Below are 24,104 nucleotides of genomic sequence, written 5' to 3' on the forward strand. Positions count from 1 at the left end.
TTTAAAATATGACTAGAAGTTAGAGATTCTATCCAGTGATAACTTTAAGATTTTGATTATATAATTTTAATTAGCAAAACTATAGAGTTCTACAATGGACAATTGACAATTATGGTGGAAATTAATTCTTACAAATTAATTTCTTCAAATAGATTTTTCAATAAAAGTGACTGCGTCACTTTGAAAAGAAATAAATTTAGACCTTCTCTTATATAAGAGAAGGTCTAATAATTCCCCATCCTCAATTGTATAAAGTAGAAATTCAAATAATTCAATAACATAATTATCAGCACTATATTATCAATTCAATAAAATATTCCATTTATTATAATAAAAATTCTTTCAAATTTTATTATAAAGTTATCCATAACGACAGCTTTAACTATAAAAGTTATCAACATATTGAAAAATAAAAATATAAGAATTGTGGATAAAAAAATATAGTAATACTTTGAAAATAGTAGATTATGGTATAAAATGGTAACTGTGCAGAGGGAAAAACTTCTTGTTATAAAATGGTAAAAATATACAGTTTGATGTCATAAAGATTTTATAACTTCATTCCATTAAATGACATTTATTTCCAGACTCCTTTGTTACAATTAACTTACAAATTTAAGGGGTAGGTGGTTATAAAATGCAATATGGTGCAGAGATAATTCCATATAAAAGAATTAAAAATACAAAAGAAAAACAAATTAAAGAAGAACAAAGTAGTAGAAAACTGATTATAAAAGCAGGAGTATTGTTTTTTTTATGTTTTTTCATTAGCAGAACAATGATTATAAACAATACAGCACCATTTGGGATTGCATTTTTATTAGTTATACTAATGAAAGAAGACAATAAAATATCTTTATTATCTGCTTTTGGCAGCTTACTAGGGTATATTACTATGCAGAGCTATGTTAAAGACATAAATATGTATTTTGTATTGGTTCCATTGCTAACTTTTGTTTCTATGGTTATAGGAGATACTGTAGAAAGTAAGTTAAAAAAAGCTGTACTAGCTATTACTGTTACCATATCAGTTTTTGCCTATAATATTTTAATAAATCAATATGGTTTTTCAGTATCTTTGATTTCAACCTTTACAAATATTTTTTGTATCTTCCCAATATATTTTATTCTGCATATAAGTAATTCATGCTTTGAAGAATTAAAAACAAAACATTTATTTAGTAATGAAGAAATAATTTGTATGTCCTTATTATTTTCAGTAGTTGTAGCAGGAACTTGGGGAATTAAAATATTTAACATTTCTCTTACAAATGTATTGGCATTGGCAGTAGTAATAATATTTAGCTACATAAGTGGAAGTGCAATAGGCGCTACATCAGGGATAGCTATGGGTGCTATTGTAGGAATGAGCAATGAATATTTATTATTATATGTGACTGTATTAGGAATTTGTGGGCTTGTAGCAGGAGCTTTTAAAGATGCTGGAAGGATATTTGTTTCATTAGCATTTTTAGTGACCTTTGCTATAGTTAAAGTTTATATGTCAACTTCTAATATGGCAATTTCAAATAGCTTTATTATAATAGAAGGAATTTTGTCAGTAGGTATATTTTTAATGATACCTAATAATATATATGAACGTATATCAGCAGAGATAAATTCTGAAAAGAAAAAGCAAAGTTTAGATAGAAATTATTTAAATAATATAAGAAATATGTATTTAGGAAGACTTGATAATTTTTCAGATGTACTTGCAAATATGTCAAAAATACTAACTAACTTAGTAGATAATGATAAGCTTACACTTCAAAGTAAAAGTAGTGCCTTGGTAGAAAACTTAGCAAGTAGAGTATGTAATGATTGTAATACTAATTGTATATGCTGGGCTAGAGAACATCATGTAACTTATAGTGCATTTGCTGAACTTATAGAAAATGAGCAGAAAAAAATAAATAAATTTCCATTTGAATTAGAAAGGAAGTGTCTTAGAAAAGGTGCATTAATAAGAAATGTTGAGGATGTGGTAAATAAGCATATTATAAGTGAAATGTGGAGAACTAGATTAAGTGAAGGCAGGGAACTTTTAGCAAGTCAAATAAACAATATGGCTCAATCTGTTCAAGAATTAGTGAAAGATTTTAATGAAGACATTAAAGTGGATGGAGAAGTGGAAAGAGACATAATAAAATTATTTGATAAAAATGATATAGAATATGATGATGTATTTTCCATTGAAGATAAAAAAGGTAGGTTAATAATTAGGATCTCATCATCAGAGTATGCTTCAATTGATATGTATGGGAAAGAAATTCTTCCTATAATTAATGAAGCTGTGGAAAAAAATATGATTATTAATGACGATGCATGTTATATAAATCCTGAAACTAATAAATGTACTATTGTTTTAGAAGAAGCACCTAAGTTTAAAGTGGTAACTCATGTAGCTAAGGCAAGCAAAGAAGGATTTAATATACATGGAGATAGCTTTAGCTTTGGCAAATATGCTAATGGCAATTATATGATGCTTATTAGTGATGGTATGGGGTCAGGGCCACAAGCTGGACGAGAAAGTGAAGCAGCAGTAGAATTAATAGAAAAATTTACTCATGCAGGGTTTAGTAAAACTACAGCTATAAATACAGTAAATTCTATTATGACTTTAAAATTTTGTGAGGAGGAGAAATTTTCAACAGTAGATTTAAGTAGCATAGATTTATATACAGGAGAAGTAGACTTTATGAAGGTAGGGGCGGTTGCTAGTTTCATAAAATCTGATGACACCATTGATATAATAAAATCTAAAAGTTTACCAATAGGTGTGCTTGATAAAGCTGATATAGAAAGACATAAAAAATCTGTATCCCATGGTGATTTAGTAGTAATGGTAAGTGATGGTGTGCTTGATGTAGAGCCTTCGGGAAGAGTAGATTGGATTTTAGATTATATGATAAGAAATGATGATATAAATATAGGTGATTTAGCAGAAGGAATAATAGAGGAGGCGAAGAAGATAAGTAAAAATAAGGTTAGGGATGATATGACTGTATTGGTATCAAAAGTGTACAACCTATATAGTTAGATTATAAAAATGAAGAATTGTAAAGTGGGTAATTTTTACATTTCTTCATTTTTTTATAGCTCTCAAATTTAACAAATTAGAAATATTTAATGATATTTTTCTTTTATTAAAGGGTAATATATGATAATATGAGGTAATGAATATCATATTCTAGGAAGTGGTAAAAAGTTGAAAGATAAAGTTTTAAAAACTATAGCCGAAAATAATATGATTAATGATGGTGATAGAATAATAATTGCATTATCTGGTGGACCAGATTCTATAACATTATTACATATTTTACATACTTTAAAGAATAAACTAAATATAACCATTTATGCAGCTCATGTAAATCATCTTTTAAGAGGAAAAGATGCATATAAAGATGAAGAGCTTTGCAAAAAATATTGTGATGAGCTAGGAATTTTATGCTTTTTTAAAAGGGTTGATATTAATCAATTAGCAAAAATAAAAAATATATCTCATGAGTTAGCTGGTAGAGAAGCCAGATATGAGTTTTTTGATGAACTTATGAAAAAATATAATTGTAATAAAATTGCTATTGCTCACAATTTAAATGATCAAGCAGAAACTGTATTAATGCGTATGATGAGAGGTGCAGGTATAGAGGGCTTAGTAGGGATTAGACCGGTTAGGGATAATATATTTATAAGGCCGCTTATTGAGATAACGAGAAAGGAAATTGAAAAATATTGTGAGGAAAATGAACTTCCAGCAGCGATAGATAAAACTAATTTTGAAAATATTTATGCTAGAAACAAAATTAGACTTGAACTTATTCCTTACATGGAAAATAATTTTAATAAAGATATAATTCATACCTTAAATAGAATGTCGAATATTATTAGGGAAGATAATGATTATCTTGAAGAAATATCTGATGAAATATTTAAAAAATACTGTTATAGAAAAGGTGATAGAGTTATAATATATAAAGATGCTTTTAAGGAACATAAAACTATTATCACAAGAGTATTAAGAAAAGCAATTCTTCAAGTTAAAGGTGATTTATATAATATCGAAAACAGTCACATTATTGACATAATTAAGCTTTATAATCAAAACACTGGAAAGACTATTATGTTACCTGATAGCTTAATGATTGATAATGTTTATAAAGATATACATATATATAAGGAAATGAAAAATTATAATACTAATATTTATGAAGTAATACCATTTAATGATGAGTTTTATTGTGAAAAGTTACATACAAAAATTATAACTAAAATTTTTCATAAGAATAATGATGTTAATCTAAAAGATTCTGATATGATAAAGTATTTTGATTTTGATAAAGTTAAAGATAATATAATATTAAGATATAGAAAAGATGGAGATAGATTTACATCTCTGGGGATGAAGGGAAGTAAGAAGCTGAAGGATTTATTTATTGACCTTAAAGTACCTAGGCATGAAAGAGATATTATTCCATTGATTTGCTTTGGAAATGAAATTGGATGGATAGTAGGTTATAGAATAAGTGAGAAATTTAAAGTTGACAATAATACAGAAAGAATTTTACAGATATGTATAGAAAGGTAGGAATTTTATGTATAATGATATAAAGGAAGTATTGTTAACAGAAGAGCAAATTAAAGAAAAAGTAAAAGAATTAGCAACTAGAATAAGTGAAGACTATAAAGGGAAAGATTTATTAGTGCTAGGAATATTAAAAGGTTCTGTAATATTTATGTCAGATCTTTTAAAAGAAATAAAAATACCTTGTATGATGGATTTTATGGCAGTATCTAGCTATGGAGCTTCATCAGAAAGCTCAGGTATAGTTAAAATACTGAAAGATCTAGATTTTGAGGTTAAAGGAAAACATGTATTAATAGTTGAGGATATAATTGACTCAGGAATTACATTAAAATATTTAATGAAATACTTAGGTGCTAGAAATCCTGAAAGTCTTGAAATAGCATGTTTATTAAATAAACCTGATAGAAGAAAAGAAGAAATGGAAGTTAAATACTTAGGATTTGACGTTCCAGATTATTTTTTAGTTGGATATGGATTAGATTATGCTGAAAAATACAGAAATTTACCATATGTAGCTATTTTAAAGGAAAGTGTATATAAAAAGTAGAAAAATTATAATGAGTTATTATTCACAATAAGATTTAATATTATATTCTTTATGATATAATATTTCATATGTTAGAATTTTAGAAAATCATAACTAGAAAGAGAGGGGGGCCTTTAGTGAAAAAATTTTCAAGTGCAACGGCCTGGTTGTTAGTTTTATTTCTTGTAATCTTTTCGGCATTAACACTATTTAAAGATGGTGGAAATGTAGCTAGGATTAGTGCTGATAAATTTGAAAAATATTGGAAAGAAGATAAAGTTAAAACCGCTACTATGAGTGAGGATAATGTAACAATAGTAGGGGAATTAGATGATGGAACACAATATCATACAGCTTTACCAAGAGATGACTTTAAAGATTTAAGAAAAGAAAATCCAAATAAAACTGCAGTGGTTGATTTTACACCACCAACAAGTATTCCATTCTGGATTCAAATGCTTCCAACATTCTTAATTATAATAATGCTTGTAGCATTTTGGGGAATGTTTATGCAACAGTCTGGTGGAGGTGGCGGTGGAAACCGTGGAGTTATGAATTTTGGTAAGAGTAGAGCCAAAATGGCTACACCAGATAAAAAGAAAGTTACATTTAAAGATGTAGCTGGTGAAGATGAAGAAAAAGAAGAATTAGAAGAAATTGTTGATTTCTTAAAAAATCCTAAGAGATATATGGAAGTAGGTGCAAGAATACCTAAAGGAGTTCTTTTGGTAGGACCTCCAGGAACAGGTAAAACATTACTTGCAAAAGCTGTAGCTGGAGAGGCAGGAGTGCCATTCTTTAGCATTTCTGGTTCTGACTTCGTTGAAATGTTCGTGGGAGTGGGAGCTTCAAGAGTAAGAGATTTATTTGAGCAAGCGAAGAAAAACTCTCCATGTATTATATTTATAGATGAGATTGATGCTGTAGGTAGACAAAGAGGAGCGGGACTTGGCGGAGGTCATGATGAAAGAGAACAAACTCTTAACCAATTACTTGTTGAAATGGATGGTTTCGGAGTAAATGAAGGAATTATCATGGTAGCTGCTACAAATAGACCTGACATACTGGATCCTGCACTTTTAAGACCAGGTAGATTTGATAGACAAATAGTTGTTGGAGCACCTGACGTTAAGGGTAGAGAAGAAATATTAAAAGTTCACTCAAGAAATAAGCCATTAGGACCAGATGTTAAGCTAGAAATATTAGCAAAGAGAACTCCAGGATTTACTGGAGCAGATATTGAAAACTTAATGAATGAAGCAGCATTATTAACTGTTAGAGGTAAAAAGAAAGTTATAACTATGGATATACTTGAAGAGGCAATTACAAGAGTTATAGCTGGACCAGAAAAAAAATCTAGAGTTATAAGCGAAAAGGATAAGAGATTAACTGCATATCATGAAGCAGGTCACGCAGTAGTATCTAAGTACTTACCAAATTCTTATGCTGTTCATGAAATAAGTATAATCCCTAGAGGTATGGCGGGAGGATATACATTACATCTTCCAGATGAAGATACGTCATATACTTCACGTTCTAAGCTTAAAGATGAAATGGTTGGACTTTTAGGTGGAAGAGTTGCAGAGGCTTTAATACTTAAAGAAATCAGCACAGGAGCTAAAAACGATATAGATAGAACCAGTTCTATAGCTAAAAAAATGGTTATGGAATATGGTATGAGTGAAAAATTAGGACCTATTTCCTTTGGAAAAGAACAAGGAGAAGTATTCTTAGGAAGAGATATCGGTCATTCAAGAGATTTTTCAGAAGAAGTAGCTTCTATGATAGATAAGGAAATAAGATCTTTAGTAGATGAAGCTTATAAAAGAGCTGAAACTATACTGAGTGAAAATGAAGATAAACTTCACGAAGTTGCTAAAGCACTTCTTGAAAAAGAAAAGCTTACTGCTGAAGAATTTAACGCAATTATGGATGGAAAAGGCTTGAAAGAGATTTCTGCTGATATTATTAAAGAAGAGACTCCAAAAGAAGAAAATACTTTAAATGAGGGTTTTAATCCAGGAGAAGTTAAATTACAAGTAGAAGAAGCAAAGATTGAAGACATAAAAAAAGAAGAAATATAGTGTAAACAAAAGAGTGTATGATGAGTTCGTGCACTCTTTTGTCTTTTTCATAGCTAATATAAAGAATAATAAAAAAATACGTACATTATTATATAAAAATAAAAAAATATACGTAATTTTTCAAAAGAATTATAGGACTAACTTTAGAGTTATGATATAATTATATTACCAAATTTATGTTAGGGGGTAGGTAAATGGAGAGTAAATTAAAGATAGGGCTAAATGCAATTATTGAAAAGATTGTAACAGAAGATGATACAGCACTTCATCATGGTTCAGGTACTCTAAAAGTGTATGCAACGCCTGCAATGATAGGCTTAATGGAAAATGCATCTAAAAATGCTATTGATTTATATTTAGAACCAGGAGATACAACTGTAGGAGTAGAGGTCAATGCGAAGCATATTAAGGCTACACCAATTGGGATGAAAGTAAAATGTGAAGCTGTAGTTAAAGATATTCAGGGAAAGAAAATAACTTTTTTAGTAAAAGCTTATGATGAAAATGGTTTAATTGGAGAAGGTACTCATTCAAGATATATAGTTAATATAGATAATTTCATAGGAAAACTTGATAATAAATAAGATTGTTGTACATAAAATATAATTGTACACAAAATTTTATATATGTAGATTGGAGGATATTGATATGAAAACAGATATAGAAATAGCTCAAAGTGCAAAAATGTTACCTATACTTAAAGTTGCAGAAAAAATAGGATTAACTGAGGACGATATTGAACTATACGGAAAATATAAAGGAAAAATATCTCTCAATGTATTAGAAAATAACAAGGATAAAGAAGACGGAAAACTTATACTAGTAACGGCTATAAATCCTACTCCAGCCGGTGAAGGAAAATCCACTGTTACTATAGGATTAGGTCAAGCTCTTTGTAACATGGGGAAAAATGCAGTAATAGCATTAAGAGAGCCTTCTTTAGGTCCTGTTTTTGGAGTAAAAGGAGGAGCTGCTGGTGGAGGATATGCTCAAGTAATTCCTATGGAAGATATAAACTTGCATTTTACTGGAGATATGCATGCAATTACAACAGCAAATAATCTTTTAAGTGCAGCTATAGATAATCATATTCATCAAGGAAATGAATTAAAAATAGATTCAAGAAGAATAGTATTTAAAAGGGTTCTAGACATGAATGATAGAGCGTTAAGGCAAGTAGTAGTGGGACTTGGTGGAACTCCAAATGGATTTACAAGAGAAGATGGATTTACAATAACAGTTGCTTCTGAAATAATGGCAATACTTTGTCTTTCAACAGACTTAATGGATTTGAAAGAAAGATTTGGGAAAATTCTTATAGCTTACAGCACAGAGGGACAACCTATATATTGTAAAGATTTAAATGTTCATGGTGCCATGGCTATGCTTATGAAAGATGCTGTTAAGCCTAACTTAGTTCAAACTTTAGATAATACACCAGCAATAATTCATGGTGGACCGTTTGCAAATATAGCACATGGATGTAATAGTATTTTAGCTACTAAGATGGCTTTAAAATTAGGTGATTACACTATAACAGAAGCTGGATTTGGTGCAGACTTAGGAGCAGAAAAGTTCTTTGATATTAAGTGTAGATATGGAAATCTAAAACCAAGTGCAGTAGTAATAGTAGCAACTATTCGTGCGCTTAAACATCATGGTGGGGTTAAAAAAGATAGTTTAAATACTCCAAATGTAGAAGCTCTTGCAAAAGGTATAGAAAATCTTGAAAAGCAAATAGAAAATGTTGAAAAGTTTGGTGTACCAGCAGTTGTAGCTATAAATAGATTTATAAGCGATAGTGAAGAAGAAATTAAATATATAGAAGAATTCTGTAAAAATAAAGGTGTAGAAGTTGCATTGACTGAAGTTTGGGGAAAAGGCGCAGAAGGTGGATTAGAACTTGCTGAAAAAGTGATAAAAACTATTGAAGAAAAAGAAAGTAATTTCCACGTATTATATGATGAAAAATTAACTATAAAAGAAAAAATGGAAACAATAGCTAAAGAGATATATGGAGCTGATGGAATTGAAATACTACCAGCAGCTAAAAAGCAAATATCTGACATAGAAAAAATAGGTTTGGATAAATTACCTATATGTGTAGCTAAAACACAAAATTCATTATCAGACAATCCAAATCTTCTTGGAAGGCCAACAGGATTCAAAGTTTCTGTAAAAGAAGTTAAGGTTTCTAATGGTGCAGGATTTATTGTTATATTAACAGGAACAATAATGACTATGCCAGGACTTCCCAAAATTCCAGCAGCAGCTAAAATAGATATAAAAGAAGATGGAACAATAGAAGGATTATTCTAGTATAAAAGAATAAATAATAATTAATAAAACCACTATAAGTATGTACTTATAGTGGTTTTATTAATATGCAAAGTATACTTTAAAATAACTAGTCATCTATTTTTCTTTTGAAATAAAGGAAAATAGAAAGAATATTAAAGGAAAAGAATGATTACACGTCAATTTATAATTGTTTTTTTTCAATACACAGAAAAATGAATTAAAACTTGCAACTTTTATGTACAAATGGGACTTTTTATGTTATTATTATGGCGGGGTAACAAAGAGTAATCTAAAGTCAGGAGGCAATGATATGGATAAACTTGATGTCTTTGATGAAATTAGACATAAAACACACCAAGGTGGTGGAACAGAAAAAGTTGAAATGCAGCACAACTTAAACAAAATAACTGCAAGAGAAAGAATTTTTAATATTTTAGATGAAGGTTCTTTTGTAGAGGTAGGAGCACTAATTGATAAAAATGGTGCAGGAGTTGTAACAGGACATGGAACTATAGATGGAAGATTAGTGTACATTTATAGTGAAGATTACACTGTAAATGGGGGAATATTCAATAAACAATCAAGTAAAAAAATATGCAATATAATGGATGCTGCAGTGAAAATGGGAGCACCAATAGTTAAGATATTTGATTCCGTAGGTGGAAAAGTTGGTGATGGAATTGAACTTTTAGCTTCCTATGGAGAAGTTTTAAGAAAAACTACTAAGAATAGTGGTGTAATACCTCAAATTTCTATTGTTTCAGGACCATGTAATGGAACAATGGCATTAAATGCCACTATGAGTGATTTTGTTATAGTAGTAGAAGATAATGGACAACTTAGTATAAATACAAGTGATAAGCTGATAGATAAAGAAGAAAGATATGTAAGTAGCTCTATGTATAGTGATGGAATATCTTCCATTAAAAATGGAAACGCTCATTTTGTTGTTAGTAATGAGATGGAAGCAGTAATGTTAACTAAGAAATTATTTAATTATATACCAGCTAATAATTTAGAAATGCCATATTTAACTGCTGAATCTATGGATTTAAATGAAGCGAAAGAAACATTGAATGAGGCCGCTATTCATGAAAATTATAGTGGAGAAGCAGTAGTAAATGCAATTAGTGATAAAAATTCCGTTTTAGAAATAAATAAAACTATGGAAGAGAGCATAAACACTTACTTAATAAAAATAAATGGGTTAACAGTTGGTGTTATAGCAAACGATTCCAATAAAAAAAGTGAGATTAATATAAAACTTTCGAATAAAGTAGCAAGCTTTGTAAGAATGTGTGATAGTTTCAACATTCCAATACTTAGTATTGTAGATACAAAAGGAATTGTTATTAATCTTGAGGAGGAAAGGATGGGATTAGCTAAAAGCGTATCAAAAATGGTATATGCTTTAGGTGATGCTGTAGTTCCAAAAGTTTCACTTATAATTGGAGAAGCTTATGGAGCAGGTTACTTAGCACTAGCAAGCAAGGAAACATCTTTTGATGTAGCATTAGCATGGCCAACAGCTAGAATTTCATTAACTTCCCCTAAGACTATAATAATGTCTAAATATAGAGATGAAATATTAAGTGCGGATAATCCAAAAGCAAAAGAAGAAGAGATTATTAAAAAATATATGGATGAAGTTACAAATCCATATACTTGTGCAGAAATAGGTTTGTTAGATGATATTATAAAACCAAGTGAAACTAAGCAAAGAGTATTTGCGATGTTAGATATGTTACAAAGCAAAAGAGAGTTAAGCTACCCTAAAAAGCATGGAAGCATATTAATTTAGGGGGGATATAGTATGAATGAAAAATTAAGTTTAATAGATGCATTAGGAGTTTCGGCAGTAGCTATGATTATAGTTTTCGCTGTATTAGTTATCTTAATGTATGTAATTAAATTTCAAAGCTTTCTATTAAGAGATAAAAAGAAAAAAATAGAACCGGCCAAAGAAGAGATATTTGAACCATTAGTACAAGAGGTAGAAACTATAGAAAATCCTCAAGATGACTTAGAATTAGTTGCAGTTATAATGGCATCGTTATCAGCTCATCTTAATGTACCAATTTCAGATTTAAATATAAAGAGTATAAAAAGAGTAAATAGTGGAAATGCAAATTGGCAAAGTAATGCTACTAAATTTAATCGCTAAAATGTATAGGGAGGAAAATTACTATGAAAAGATATAACGTTACTGTTAATGGAAATATATATCAAGTAGAGGTTGAAGAGGTTAAAGGAGAATTTACTTCTGCACCTAATGTATCCCCAGAAAAACCAATAACTCCAGCACCAGTGCAAAAGCCAGCAACTGCACCAGCAGTTAAAAAATCAAATGCTTCAGGAGAAAAAATTGATTCTCCAATGCCAGGAACAATAGTGAAAATAAATATAACTGAAGGTGCTGCAGTTAAAAAAGGTGATGTATTATTTGTTTTAGAAGCTATGAAAATGGAGAATGAAATAATGTCACCAGTAGATGGTAGCATTGCTGAAATAAATGTGGCAAAAGGAGCAGCTGTTAATACAGGAGACGTTTTAGCTGTTATCGCATAATAAAAAGGAGGTAAGCTAAATGAATATAATTGAAGTATTACAAGAACTATTAAGTACCTCCGGTTTTGCTGCAATAACTTGGAAAGAGCTTTTAATGATAGGTGTTTCTTGTTTATTAATATATTTAGCAATTGCAAAAGAGTTTGAGCCATTATTATTGTTACCTATAGCTTTTGGTATGTTACTTACAAATTTACCATTAGCAGATATAATGGCAGAACCGGTTGCAGGTGAAGCTGGAGGATTATTATATTACTTATCAAGAGGTGTTAAACTAGAAATATTTCCACCACTTATATTCCTAGGAGTTGGTGCTATGACGGACTTTGGACCACTATTAGCTAATCCTTCTAGTGTTCTTATGGGAGCAGGAGCACAATTTGGAGTATTCTTTGCATTTATAGTAGCAATACTACTTGGATTTACTCCACAAGAAGCGGCATCTATAGGTATAATTGGAGGAGCGGATGGTCCTACAGCTATATTCCTAACAAATAAGTTAGCACCACATTTACTTGGGCCAATAGCAGTTGCAGCTTATTCATATATGGCACTAGTGCCATTGATTCAACCTCCAATCATGAAGGCATTGACTACTAAGGAAGAAAGAACAATAAAAATGGGACAACTAAGACAAGTTAAAAAAGTAGAAAAAATTATATTTCCAATAGTTGTCGCTATTTTAGTTATATTATTTCTTCCATCACTTAAATCACTTGTTGGTATGCTAATGCTTGGAAATTTATTTAAAGAATCTGGGGTTGTTGGAAGATTAAGTGATACTGCACAAAATGCTCTTATAAATATAATAACAATATTCTTAGGGCTTTCTGTTGGAGCAACAGCTAAAGCAGAGATATTTTTAACTTCAAAAACTATAGGAATAATAATTTTAGGGGTTATTGCTTTTGCAGTAGCAACTGCTTCAGGCGTAATTATAGGTAAGATAATGTGTAAAGTTACTAAAGGTAAAATAAACCCATTAATAGGTTCAGCAGGAGTTTCGGCGGTACCTATGGCTGCTAGAGTTTCACAAGTTGTAGGACAAAAGGAAGATCCTTCTAACTTCTTACTTATGAATGCTATGGGACCAAACGTTGCAGGGGTTATAGGTAGTGCTGTAGCGGCTGGTGTATTACTTTCTATGTTTGGTTAATAAGGCATATTTAAAAAATAATAGACCAGTATATTATTTTCTTTCACACGCCTAAGTTAAAGTGTGAACAATTTATAAATTAGGTATATACTTCCTAAAAAGAAGTATATACCTTTTTATATTGATAATAATATATGAAAAAGGAGGAGATTATTTATGATATGTCCAAATCAAGCTACTATTAATAACATTATAGAAAAAGAGGAAATACTTATAAGTAAGTACAAAAGCTATTTAAAAGCTGTAAATAACAGCTCTATGCAAAGTTCAATTGAGGAATTGATACAAAAGCATAATAATCACATTGAAGTATTACAGCAGCTCTTAAGGAGGTAATTATCATGAAATATAATTATCATTTAACAAAGGAACAATTAATGAGAAGTCGTCATATTACAAATGTAGAGAAAAGCTTAATGAATATGTACATGAACTTAATGACTAGCGAAAAAGAAGGAAACTTAAAAAGAATATTATATGAGTTTGCTAAGGATGAAAAAGAAATATTAAATATAATGCAAAATAGTAGTAAGAGCGTAATATAAATAATCTTTACATTAAATTATATATATACATAAATTACAAGTTTTAAAAATGATTTAAACACCTTGACAAAATAGATTAACTTGTTAAAATTAAATTATTAATTGTAGTGAGATTTTTTTAGTCAAACATACAGGATAAAAGCAGCTTTTAAAGCTGCTTTTAACTATATAGAGGTGAATTTAAATGATTTTTGTTTTAGATGTAGGGAATACCAATATTGTATTAGGGATATACAAGGAGAAAGAATTATTAGTTGATTGGAGGCTATCCACTGATCACAAGAGAAGTTCCGATGAATATGGTATACAAGTGAGGCAACTTTTTGAACAAAACAATATAAAAATATCTGATATAGAAGGAGTAATAATATCATCTGTGGTGCCTAATATTATGTACTCTTTAGAACATATGATAAGAAAATATTTTGATAAAACACCAATAATAGTTGGACCAGGAGTGAAAACTGGTATAAATATAAAATATGATAATCCAAAAGAAGTAGGTGCTGACAGAATAGTAAATGCAGTATCGGCTTTTGATATTTATAAGAGTTCAATGATAATAATAGACTTTGGTACAGCTACTACTTTTTGTGCTATAACTAAAAATGGAGATTATCTAGGAGGAACAATTTGTCCGGGAGTAAAGATATCTTCAGATGCATTATTTGAAAAAGCGGCTAAACTTCCAAGAGTTGAACTTTCAAAGCCTGAAACTGTAATTTGCAAAAATACAGTAGCAAGTATGCAAGCGGGCATAGTTTATGGATACATAGGTCAAGTTGATTACATAGTACGTAAAATGAAAGAAGAAATGATGGCTAAAGGTGAAGATGAGCCTATAGTTATAGCTACAGGAGGACTTGCTAAGTTAATATCAGAAGAATCTTCTACAATAGATAAAGTGGAATCGTTTTTAACTTTAGATGGACTTAGAATTATATACGAAAAAAATAGAGACTAGGTGATAGTATGTATATATCAAATCTTCATTTTGATAATGAAGTGTTTTTAGCGCCTATGGCAGGTGTTACAGACATAGCTTATAGAGGTATTTGTAATAATATGGGCTGTGGACTTGTATATACTGAAATGATAAGTGCTAAAGGACTATTTTACAAAAGCAAAAACACAGAAGGATTAATGAGAATAGCAGATGAAGAGAAACCTGTAGGTATTCAAATTTTTGGGAATGAACCTAAAATAATGGCCTATGCTTGTGAAGTGTTTAATGAAAATAATGATATCTGTATAGTAGACGTGAATATGGGATGTCCTGTGCCTAAAATTGTTAAAAATGGTGAAGGATCAGCACTTATGAAAAATCCTAAATTGGCGGCAGAAATAGTAAAGGAAATGAAGAAGGTAAGTAAAAAACCTATAACTGTTAAATTTAGAAAAGGTTTTGATGAAAATAATATAAATGCTGTTGAGTTTAGTAAATACATAGAAGATGCAGGTGCAGATGCTATAGCAGTCCATGGCAGAACTAGAGAGCAAATGTATGAAGGAAAAGCAGATTGGGATATTATAAGACAAGTTAAAGAAGCAGTTAAAATACCTGTAATAGGAAATGGCGATGTATTTTCAGCTGAGGATGCCATAAAAATAAAAAAACAAACTAATTGTGATGGTATAATGATTGCAAGAGGGGCTATGGGTAACCCCTGGATTTTTAGAGAGATAACACAGGCTTTGAAAGGTGAAAGTATAACAAAGCCTACACCTATAGAAAAGGTAGATATGTGTATTAATCATTTAAATTTAGCTATTAAGTATTTTGAAGAAATAAAGGCTGTAAGGGAAATGAGAAAGCATATAGCTTGGTATATTAAAGGGCTTAAATATTGCACTGAAATCAAAGACAGAATTAATTCAATGACTAAATACGAAGATGTGCTAAGTATTTTACTTGAATATAAATCAGTATTTGTGGATAATATACAGTAATATAATATTACATAAATATTAATAAAGGATGTATTGAGCATCCTTTTATTGACATACTGTAGCCACTGATTTATAATAACTTAAAGTCTTAAATCCACAGATTCTAAAGAAGTTTTGTGGATTTAAGACTTTAAAGAAGTTTTGTGGTACAATCATGTTAAATTATTAAAGTGTTTTATTGAAGAATAGAGTAAATATATATATTGTTTAAAGGGGAGAAAAAAATGAGTGATTCTAAAAAATATGTGATGACCTATGAGGGAATAAAGAAGCTTGAAGAAGAGTTAGAGTACCTTAAAACAGTTAAGAGAAAAGAAATCACTGAGAAAATTAAAGTAGCTTTAGGATATGGAGATTTAAGTGAGAACTCTGAATATGATGAAGCTAAAAATGAGCAAGCTTTTGTAGAAGGAAGAATAATACAACTTGAAAACATGCTGAGAAATGCATCAGTAGTTGATGAAAGTGAATTAGATAAGGATATAATTAGTATAGGTTCAATAGCGAAAGTTAAAGACTATGACTTTGATGAAGAAGTGGAATTTCATATTGTTGGTTCAGCAGAAGCAGATCCAATGGAGAATAAAATCTCAAATGAATCACCAGTTGGAAGTGCACTTGTAGGTAAAAGAGTAGGAGACGTAATTGAAGTTTCTATTCCAGATGGAGTAAGTAAATACGAAGTACTTGAAATAAAAAGAGCATAGGAGGAGTTTATATATGGAAGAAAATAATTTAAATACGCCAGAGATTGAAGTGGAAGATATTCAAGCAAAAGAAGCTGAATATAATGAGCAAGTAGGAATTAGAAGACAAAAGTTAGCTGAACTTCAAGCTGAAGGAAAAGATCCATTTGATGTTTATAAAGTGAATAGAACCCACACATCAGAAGAAGTTGTTAATGGATTTGAAGAAGGCGGAGAAATTCCAGTTACTGTAGCAGGAAGACTTATGTCTAAGAGAATTCAAGGTAAAGCTGGATTTTGTGATATTCATGATAGATATGGAAAAATTCAAGTATATATAAGATTAGATGCGGTAGGCGAAGAATCTTTTAAAGATGCTAAAACATTTGATATAGGAGATTTCTTAAGTGTAACAGGAACTTCATTCAGAACTAGAACGGGAGAAGTTTCTGTACGTGCAACAGAAGTTACACTTATATCTAAATCATTAAAGCCGTTACCAGAGAAATGGCATGGGCTTAAAAATCCAGATTTAAAATATAGACAAAGAGAAGTTGACCTTGTTATGAACAAGGATGTTAGAGATACTTTCATGAAGAGGGTTCAAATAATAAGAAGCATAAGAGAATTCTTAGATAATAGAGGATTCTTAGAAGTTGAAACTCCAATTTTATCATCAATAGCAGGTGGTGCAGCTGCAAGACCATTCTCTACTCATCATAATGCATTAGATATAGATATGTATTTAAGAATAGCTACTGAATTATATCTAAAAAGATGTATTGTTGGTGGTTTCGAGAAAGTTTATGACATGGGTAAAAACTTCAGAAACGAAGGTATGAGCGTAAGACATAATCCTGAGTTTACTATGATTGAATTATATGAAGCTTATGCAGATTATAATGATATGATGGCAATTACAGAGCAAATGATTGCTTATGCTTGTGAGAAAGTGCATGGAACTACTAAAATAAATTATCAAGGAACGGAAATAGATTTAACACCACCTTGGAGAAGACTTACAATGGTGGATGCAGTTAAGGAATATGCAGGAATAGATTTTGAGACTATTAAAACAGATGAAGAAGCTCAAGCTATTGCTAAAGAAAAGCATTTGGAATTTAAGAAAGAATTAAAAGATTGTACAAAGGCAGATGTATTAAATGCTTTATTTGAAGAGTTTGCGGAAGAACATTTAATACAGCCAACATTCCTATGCGATTATCCAGTAGAAATTTCACCACTTACTAAGAAAAAACGTGGAAATCCTGAATTTACTGAGAGATTTGAAGGATTTATATATGGTAGAGAAGTATGTAATGCTTATTCAGAGCTTAATGATCCAATAGTACAAAGAGAAAGATTTGAACAGCAAGCAAAAGAAAGAGAACTTGGTGACGATGAAGCTTATGTTATAGATGAAGAATTTATGAGTGCATTAGAAGTAGGTATGCCACCAACTGGAGGATTAGGAATAGGTATAGATAGAATAGTTATGTTCTTAACTGATTCTACATCAATAAGAGACGTAATCTTATTCCCAACTATGAAACCATTACAATAATATGAAAATTAAGAGATATATTGTCTATGAAGACTTTATATCTCTTTTTATATGGTATAATTTTCCTAAGGGCACTCTTATTAGTAATATATAATCCTTATAACGCTACTTTTAAATTATTGAATATTAACATTTAACAATAATTATGTTAAAAATTTTTATAAGAATAATTTGTAAGGGAGATTAGAATGAAGCGAAGTTCTAAAATAGTTCTAAGTTTAATTGCTCTAACCTTGATTGTTGAAGTAGGATTAAATTTCATTAATAAAGAAGATCTAAAGGAAAGTATGAGAAAAAATATCATTCACCAAATGGGATATAGAATTACTAGAGTTACTCCTATAGAAGTTACAATACAAGTCGATGAAAGTTATATGCCTAAAGATAAATAAACTATTAAGCTATTTTAATGAGCCTATTGAAGTAAAAGAACTTGTTTATAAAGGGAATAATTCAGAAATATATTTAGATAGAATAGAGGGAAATGATAATAATTTTTTAAGACTATATTTTAATAAAAAACAAAATATAAACAAAGATAAAGGAGAATTTTTATCTATAGGAAATAATGAATATAGAATAAATAAAGATCATAGCTTTATTTATGATAATGATAAAACTATCAAAATATATGATAAAGACAATAACCTTGTAGAGAAAAATGCATTATGGCTTTCAGATATTTATGAAAGTGAAGATTTTAGAACATCTATAAAAAAAGGATGTTTTAAATAAGTTAAATATCCACTTACTATAAAAATTTCAGGATTTAATATTGTTGAATATGAGCAAAAATATCAATGAATATAGATTATTTATCACAGTTAATATAAGGCATATAAAGTTAAATAAAAAAGTATAAAAAAAATTTTAAAAGACTATTGCATTTGTTTTTGATTTTTGATATAATAATATATATAGTCAGTAATGACGATATTCCGCGATAGCTCAACGGTGGAGCACTCGGCTGTTAACCGATAGGTTGGAGGTTCGAATCCTCTTCGCGGAGCCATTTTTTATTTTTGATAGATATAAGTAATACTTTATGGTATTACTTTTTTTATTGTAATGAGTTTATAAAAAATTAAACTTATACATAAGTTATAAGATATTAGAATTTAATTTACAATACTTAACTAATTTTTAAAGCATTAATTTCTACGATAAGTTTAAAAAAGTTATTAGTTATTTTTTTATTATTAAGAAATTATTGAACAACTTTACAAGAAGCAAAATATTCATCTTTTGTATTAGTAGAAGTGGCTATAATTTATAAGTATAAATAAAGTATATTTTAATATTAACTTTTTAACAATTAATGCTTGACAATTCTGAATTTTTATGATAGCATATATCAATACAATTTAATATTATACATTGATGAAGAAGAGTAACTTTAAGTACTTTATAAAGAGAAATGATGGAAGGTGCAAATCATTAAGGACTTATAGTGAAGGGAGCTTTTGAGTATATTTTAGTAGAGCTGAGCTATTGCTAATAAGGGTGGAACCGCGGAATGTTATTTCGTCCCTTAACTAGTAATAGTTTTTTTGTTTTTATTAGAGTAAATTTACTTCAATTGGAGTGTTTATAAATAAAAAAAATGGAGGTATTATTTTATGAAAGAAGTTACTATGGATAAAGTTGTTGGCTTGTGTAAGAATAGAGGATTTATATTTTCAGGTTCAGAGATTTATGGAGGACTTGCTAACTCTTGGGATTATGGTCCATTAGGAGTAGAGTTTAAAAACAATGTTAAAAAAGCATGGTGGAAAAAGTTTGTTCAAGAGAGTCCATATAATGTAGGACTTGATTGTGCTATACTTATGAACCCAGAAGTTTGGGTGGCTTCAGGACACGTTGGAGGATTCTCAGACCCATTAATGGATTGTAAAGATTGTAAGGCTAGATTTAGAGCAGATAAATTAGTGGAAGATCATATGACTTCAGAAGGAGCAGAAGTTGCAGTTGCTGATGGCTGGACTAATGAAGAGTATAAAGAGTATATCGAAAAACATCAAATAGTTTGCCCTAAATGTGGAAAGAAAAACTTTACAGACATAAGAAAATTTAACCTTATGTTTAAAACATTTCAAGGAATAACTGATGATAGTAAATCAGAAATATACTTAAGACCAGAAACAGCTCAAGGTATATTTGTTAACTTTAAAAATGCACAGAGAACTTCAAGAAAAAAAGTACCTTTTGGTATAGCTCAGATTGGTAAATCTTTTAGAAATGAAATTACACCAGGAAATTTTGTATTTAGAACTAGAGAATTTGAACAAATGGAACTAGAGTTTTTCTGTAAACCAGGAACAGACTTAGAATGGTTCGGATATTGGAAAGAATACTGCAAGAAATTCTTATTTAATCTAGGTATGAAAGAAGAAAATTTAAGATTTAGAGATCATGGTGAAGAGGAATTATCTTTCTATAGTAATGCAACTTGTGATATAGAATTTTTATTCCCATTTGGTTGGGGCGAACTATGGGGCATAGCTGATAGAACAGATTACGACCTTAAAAAACATATGGAACATTCCGGAGAAGATTTATCTTACTTAGATCCAGTAACAAATGAAAAATATGTGCCATATTGTATTGAGCCATCATTAGGTGCAGATAGAGTTGCTCTTGCATTCTTGGTAAATGCTTATGATGAGGAAGAACTTGAAGGCGGCGATGTTAGAACTGTATTACATTTGCATCCGGCACTAGCACCTTTTAAAGCAGCAGTACTACCATTAAGTAAAAAATTAAGTGAAAAAGCTTTAGAAGTTTATTCAATACTTGCTAAAAAATTTAATGTTGACTATGATGAAGCAGGAAGTATAGGAAAAAGATATAGAAGAGAAGATGAAATAGGAACACCTTTCTGTATAACAGTGGATTTTGATACTATGGAAGATAATACTGTAACAGTAAGAGATAGAGATACAATGGAGCAAATAAGACTTCATGTGGATGAACTTACTAAATATATAGAAGAAAAAATGGAATTTTAATAACTTAGGCATCTTCAAAAAATAATAGACCAGTATGTTAGCCTGTTTTCCATCATACTGTGTTGTCAGAACCTGACGCCTTGTCTGATATAAAACATACTAACATCTTTGGTTTATTATTTTATTTCAGATGCCTAAATTGAATGAAAAACTCTCTACAAGTCTAATATACCTGTAGGGAGTTTTTCTTTTGAAATTGATAATAATAACTTATAGATAAAGTTATATTTTTAGAATTTATTTAAAGAATTTAAAAAATGAAACAAATATATTCTAAAAATACTCAATAATGTCGAGAAGAATTTTAAAGTTAAAATGGTTTTTGGGTAAAAAAATAACCGGATTGTCATCCGGTAAAAAATAGGGTTTAATCATGGGGATATGTTATGTGTTATGTTAAAACTTTGGGGAATCATCTTAACATATTCCTTACGGCACAAGAGAAGTATAGCATGTAGAAAAATGCAAATCAATACGACAAAGATAAGTTTATATATTAATTCAATTCGAACAATTTCGACAAAATTCTCGTTTTTAATTATATCATATTCTACAGTAATTCAAATAACAAATAAAAAGTGTTATAATATACATATTATTAATGATAATAGTCAATGTTGGAGGATTAAAAATAGAATGAAAAGAGATTTTAATGATTTTAAAAAATATATATTGAATAAAAATGTGGCAGTAGTGGGTATAGGAGTCAGCAATATACCTCTTATAGAGTTTTTAGTTAAACTTGGAGCTAAGGTAACGGCTTTTGATAAGAAAAATAGAGACCAATTTAAAGATATAGATAAGTATGAAAACTTAGGAATAAAGTTTGAATTAGGAGACAACTATTTAAATAATTTAAAAGGATTTGAAGTGATTTTTAAAACTCCATCTATGAGAATAGATAGTGAAGCTTTAGTTAGAGCTAAAAACGAAGGAGCTTATATAACATCTGAGATGGAGGAGTTTGTAAGATATTGCCCTGCTAAGATTTATGGTATTACAGGAAGTGATGGGAAAACTACAACTACAACGCTTGTGTATAATATATTAAAAGAAGCAGGATATAATACTTGGGTAGGTGGAAATATAGGGACACCTCTCTTTACTAATATAGAAAGAATAAAAAAGGATGATAGAGTAGTATTAGAATTATCAAGCTTTCAGCTTATGACAATGAAGGATTCTACAGATGTAGCAGTAATAACAAATTTATCTCCTAATCATTTAGATATGCATAAGGACATGAATGAATATATTGAAAGCAAGAAGAATATATACAAATATCAAGATGAAAACTCTCTATTAGTATTAAATGAAGATAATGACATAACTAGCTCAATGATAGGAGAAGCTAAAGGAAGAGTCTATACCTTTAGTAGAAAGAAAAAAGTAGAAAAAGGTGCATACTATGAAAATGAAAAGCTATATATTAGGGGTAAGGAAGTCTGTGATAAGAAAGAAATAAAATTAAAAGGTATGCATAATGTTGAAAATTTATTAGCTGCGTTTTCTGCAACTTGTAATGAAGTAAGTACTGAAGCTATGAAGAATATAGCTATATCTTTTGGAGGAGTGGAACATAGAAGCGAATTTATAAGATCTATAAATGGAGTGGAATTTTATAACGATTCTATAGCATCTAGTCCTACAAGGACTTTAGCAAGTATTAAAGCTTTTGAAAAGCCTGTTATATTAATAGCAGGAGGATATGATAAAAACCTACCATTTGAACCTTTAGCTTTTGAAGGATATAGATATATTAAATCATTAATATTACTAGGCGCAACAAAGTATAAAATAAAGACAGTTTTTGATGAGTTAAAAGAAAAAGAAGGAATAGAAACTGCAATATATATGGTTGATACTTTAGAAGAAGCGGTAGATAAGGCAAAAGAAATTTCTGAAAAAGATGATATAGTAACACTATCCCCTGCTTGTGCTAGTTTTGATATGTTTGTAAATTTTGAAGCTAGAGGAAATAAATTTAAGGAAATAATTAATAACTTATAATTAATAAATACTGCCTTAAGTATAATAAATGCTTAAGGCAGTATTTATTAATTGCAAATATAGAGTAATATAAAAAACTACTAATACTTATTTTGGGTAAGAAGCTTTAGATCAAAATCTTTTAAGATACTAAGGTTATTCTTTTAAGAGGGTATAGAGTCTGCGCATGTATAATCTATAAAAATTAGGGAAAATGTAGATTATTAAGTTGTTGTAATATGTGTAATAAAGCATGTTTACTACTAAAATTTAAAAAATAAAAACAAACTTGTCCTAGTGTATCTTTATGTGAAAAATAAAGAAAAAAAGAGTATTATGAAGAATTTATAAAATAATTTTATCAAAATAATAAAAAGAGAAAGTTGAACCCTTTTATATCGTGTTATTATAAATGAGTCGCCAGCGCCAAGTGCTAAAGCGACACACTAAGTTTTTAAAGCAGCATATTTATTAGATCTTAAAGAGATTTAAGTCTTCTAAAAAAACTTTAAAAAGTTTTGAAAAATATGTTGACAATGAGAAAACAAAGTGATAAGATAAAAAAGCAGTCGGGAAACGACGGCAAAATAGTAAGAAATTGGTCTTTGAAAATTAAACAGAGAAATAGGTAAAACCAGTTAATTTATTGAGTTTCGAAAGAAACTTAAAATGACTAATATAGTCAGCAAACTTTACTTGAGCAATCAAGATACAAACTTTTAAATTGAGAGTTTGATCCTGGCTCAGGACGAACGCTGGCGGCGTGCCTAACACATGCAAGTCGAGCGATGAAGCTCCTTCGGGAGTGGATTAGCGGCGGACGGGTGAGTAACACGTGGGTAACCTGCCTCATAGAGGGGAATAGCCTCCCGAAAGGGAGATTAATACCGCATAACGTATGAAGGTCGCATGACTTTTATACCAAAGGAGCAATCCGCTATGAGATGGACCCGCGGCGCATTAGCTAGTTGGTGAGGTAAAGGCTCACCAAGGCGACGATGCGTAGCCGACCTGAGAGGGTGATCGGCCACATTGGAACTGAGACACGGTCCAGACTCCTACGGGAGGCAGCAGTGGGGAATATTGCGCAATGGGGGAAACCCTGACGCAGCAACGCCGCGTGAATGAAGAAGGCCTTAGGG

The 24,104-nt window shown here is 30.0% G+C and carries 20 protein-coding genes, 1 tRNA gene and 1 rRNA gene (1 of these 22 only partly in view); all 22 read left to right on the forward strand.

The window, feature by feature from the left end; genetic code table 11:
* Positions 1-637: 637 nt before the first annotated feature.
* Positions 638-3,040 (forward strand): stage II sporulation protein E, encoded by a 2,403-nt coding sequence (gene spoIIE / locus ACWPW7_RS04650; RefSeq protein WP_454052569.1) that lies wholly within the window; start codon positions 638-640, stop codon positions 3,038-3,040.
* A 168-nt stretch (positions 3,041-3,208) separates the two neighbouring features.
* Positions 3,209-4,585 (forward strand): tRNA lysidine(34) synthetase TilS, encoded by a 1,377-nt coding sequence (gene tilS, locus ACWPW7_RS04655; RefSeq protein WP_454052570.1) that lies wholly within the window; start codon positions 3,209-3,211, stop codon positions 4,583-4,585.
* A gap of 7 nt (positions 4,586-4,592) precedes the next feature.
* A complete protein-coding gene (gene hpt / locus ACWPW7_RS04660) occupies positions 4,593-5,132 on the forward strand; it encodes a hypoxanthine phosphoribosyltransferase (protein ID WP_039634395.1) in 540 nt (179 codons plus the stop codon).
* A 116-nt stretch (positions 5,133-5,248) separates the two neighbouring features.
* Positions 5,249-7,195, forward strand: a complete 1,947-nt coding sequence (ftsH, locus tag ACWPW7_RS04665; RefSeq protein ID WP_454052571.1) for an ATP-dependent zinc metalloprotease FtsH — start codon at positions 5,249-5,251, stop codon at positions 7,193-7,195.
* A gap of 194 nt (positions 7,196-7,389) precedes the next feature.
* Complete coding sequence (locus ACWPW7_RS04670) at positions 7,390-7,779, forward strand: thioesterase family protein (RefSeq protein ID WP_291560645.1); 390 nt, start codon at positions 7,390-7,392, stop codon at positions 7,777-7,779.
* A 64-nt stretch (positions 7,780-7,843) separates the two neighbouring features.
* On the forward strand, positions 7,844-9,514 hold the full coding sequence (locus ACWPW7_RS04675) for a formate--tetrahydrofolate ligase (protein WP_454052572.1): 1,671 nt from the start codon (positions 7,844-7,846) through the stop codon (positions 9,512-9,514).
* 292 nt (positions 9,515-9,806) lie between these two features.
* Positions 9,807-11,297: an acyl-CoA carboxylase subunit beta gene (locus tag ACWPW7_RS04680; protein ID WP_454052573.1), complete on the forward strand. Its 1,491-nt coding sequence runs from the start codon at positions 9,807-9,809 to the stop codon at positions 11,295-11,297.
* Positions 11,298-11,309: 12 nt separating this feature from the next.
* Positions 11,310-11,660 carry an OadG family protein gene (locus ACWPW7_RS04685; protein WP_454052574.1) on the forward strand — a complete coding sequence of 117 codons (351 nt, stop codon included), beginning with the start codon at positions 11,310-11,312 and terminating at the stop codon, positions 11,658-11,660.
* Positions 11,661-11,683: 23 nt separating this feature from the next.
* The gene (locus ACWPW7_RS04690; RefSeq protein WP_454052575.1) at positions 11,684-12,064 is read left to right on the forward strand and encodes a biotin/lipoyl-binding protein; all 381 of its coding nucleotides are present in this window, start codon (positions 11,684-11,686) and stop codon (positions 12,062-12,064) included.
* 19 nt (positions 12,065-12,083) lie between these two features.
* Positions 12,084-13,220 carry a sodium ion-translocating decarboxylase subunit beta gene (locus ACWPW7_RS04695; RefSeq protein ID WP_454052576.1) on the forward strand — a complete coding sequence of 379 codons (1,137 nt, stop codon included), beginning with the start codon at positions 12,084-12,086 and terminating at the stop codon, positions 13,218-13,220.
* A 156-nt stretch (positions 13,221-13,376) separates the two neighbouring features.
* Entirely contained in the window at positions 13,377-13,556 is a 180-nt protein-coding gene (locus ACWPW7_RS04700) for a hypothetical protein (protein WP_454052577.1), read from the forward strand.
* A 5-nt stretch (positions 13,557-13,561) separates the two neighbouring features.
* On the forward strand, positions 13,562-13,765 hold the full coding sequence (locus ACWPW7_RS04705) for a hypothetical protein (protein WP_039634412.1): 204 nt from the start codon (positions 13,562-13,564) through the stop codon (positions 13,763-13,765).
* A 184-nt stretch (positions 13,766-13,949) separates the two neighbouring features.
* On the forward strand, positions 13,950-14,729 hold the full coding sequence (locus ACWPW7_RS04710; RefSeq protein ID WP_291560627.1) for a type III pantothenate kinase: 780 nt from the start codon (positions 13,950-13,952) through the stop codon (positions 14,727-14,729).
* A gap of 8 nt (positions 14,730-14,737) precedes the next feature.
* On the forward strand, positions 14,738-15,715 hold the full coding sequence (gene dusB, locus ACWPW7_RS04715) for a tRNA dihydrouridine synthase DusB (RefSeq protein ID WP_454052578.1): 978 nt from the start codon (positions 14,738-14,740) through the stop codon (positions 15,713-15,715).
* 224 nt (positions 15,716-15,939) lie between these two features.
* Positions 15,940-16,422 carry a transcription elongation factor GreA gene (greA, locus tag ACWPW7_RS04720; protein ID WP_039634417.1) on the forward strand — a complete coding sequence of 161 codons (483 nt, stop codon included), beginning with the start codon at positions 15,940-15,942 and terminating at the stop codon, positions 16,420-16,422.
* Positions 16,423-16,435: 13 nt separating this feature from the next.
* Positions 16,436-17,965 carry a lysine--tRNA ligase gene (gene lysS / locus ACWPW7_RS04725; RefSeq protein ID WP_454052579.1) on the forward strand — a complete coding sequence of 510 codons (1,530 nt, stop codon included), beginning with the start codon at positions 16,436-16,438 and terminating at the stop codon, positions 17,963-17,965.
* 188 nt (positions 17,966-18,153) lie between these two features.
* A complete protein-coding gene (locus ACWPW7_RS04730) occupies positions 18,154-18,357 on the forward strand; it encodes a hypothetical protein (RefSeq protein WP_454052580.1) in 204 nt (67 codons plus the stop codon).
* Complete coding sequence (locus ACWPW7_RS04735; RefSeq protein WP_454052581.1) at positions 18,329-18,700, forward strand: hypothetical protein; 372 nt, start codon at positions 18,329-18,331, stop codon at positions 18,698-18,700. The genes ACWPW7_RS04730 and ACWPW7_RS04735 overlap by 29 nt, the downstream gene beginning before the upstream one ends.
* 202 nt (positions 18,701-18,902) lie before the next feature.
* Positions 18,903-18,977 (forward strand) — tRNA-Asn (locus ACWPW7_RS04740).
* A 607-nt stretch (positions 18,978-19,584) separates the two neighbouring features.
* Entirely contained in the window at positions 19,585-20,973 is a 1,389-nt protein-coding gene (locus ACWPW7_RS04745) for a glycine--tRNA ligase (protein ID WP_454052582.1), read from the forward strand.
* Positions 20,974-21,609: 636 nt separating this feature from the next.
* The gene (gene murD / locus ACWPW7_RS04750; RefSeq protein WP_454052583.1) at positions 21,610-22,983 is read left to right on the forward strand and encodes a UDP-N-acetylmuramoyl-L-alanine--D-glutamate ligase; all 1,374 of its coding nucleotides are present in this window, start codon (positions 21,610-21,612) and stop codon (positions 22,981-22,983) included.
* Between the two features lie 699 nt (positions 22,984-23,682).
* Positions 23,683-24,104: ribosomal RNA gene (locus ACWPW7_RS04755) — 16S ribosomal RNA — on the forward strand (it continues 1,090 nt past the right edge of the window).

Source organism: Clostridium sp. Marseille-Q7071 (assembly GCF_965112025.1).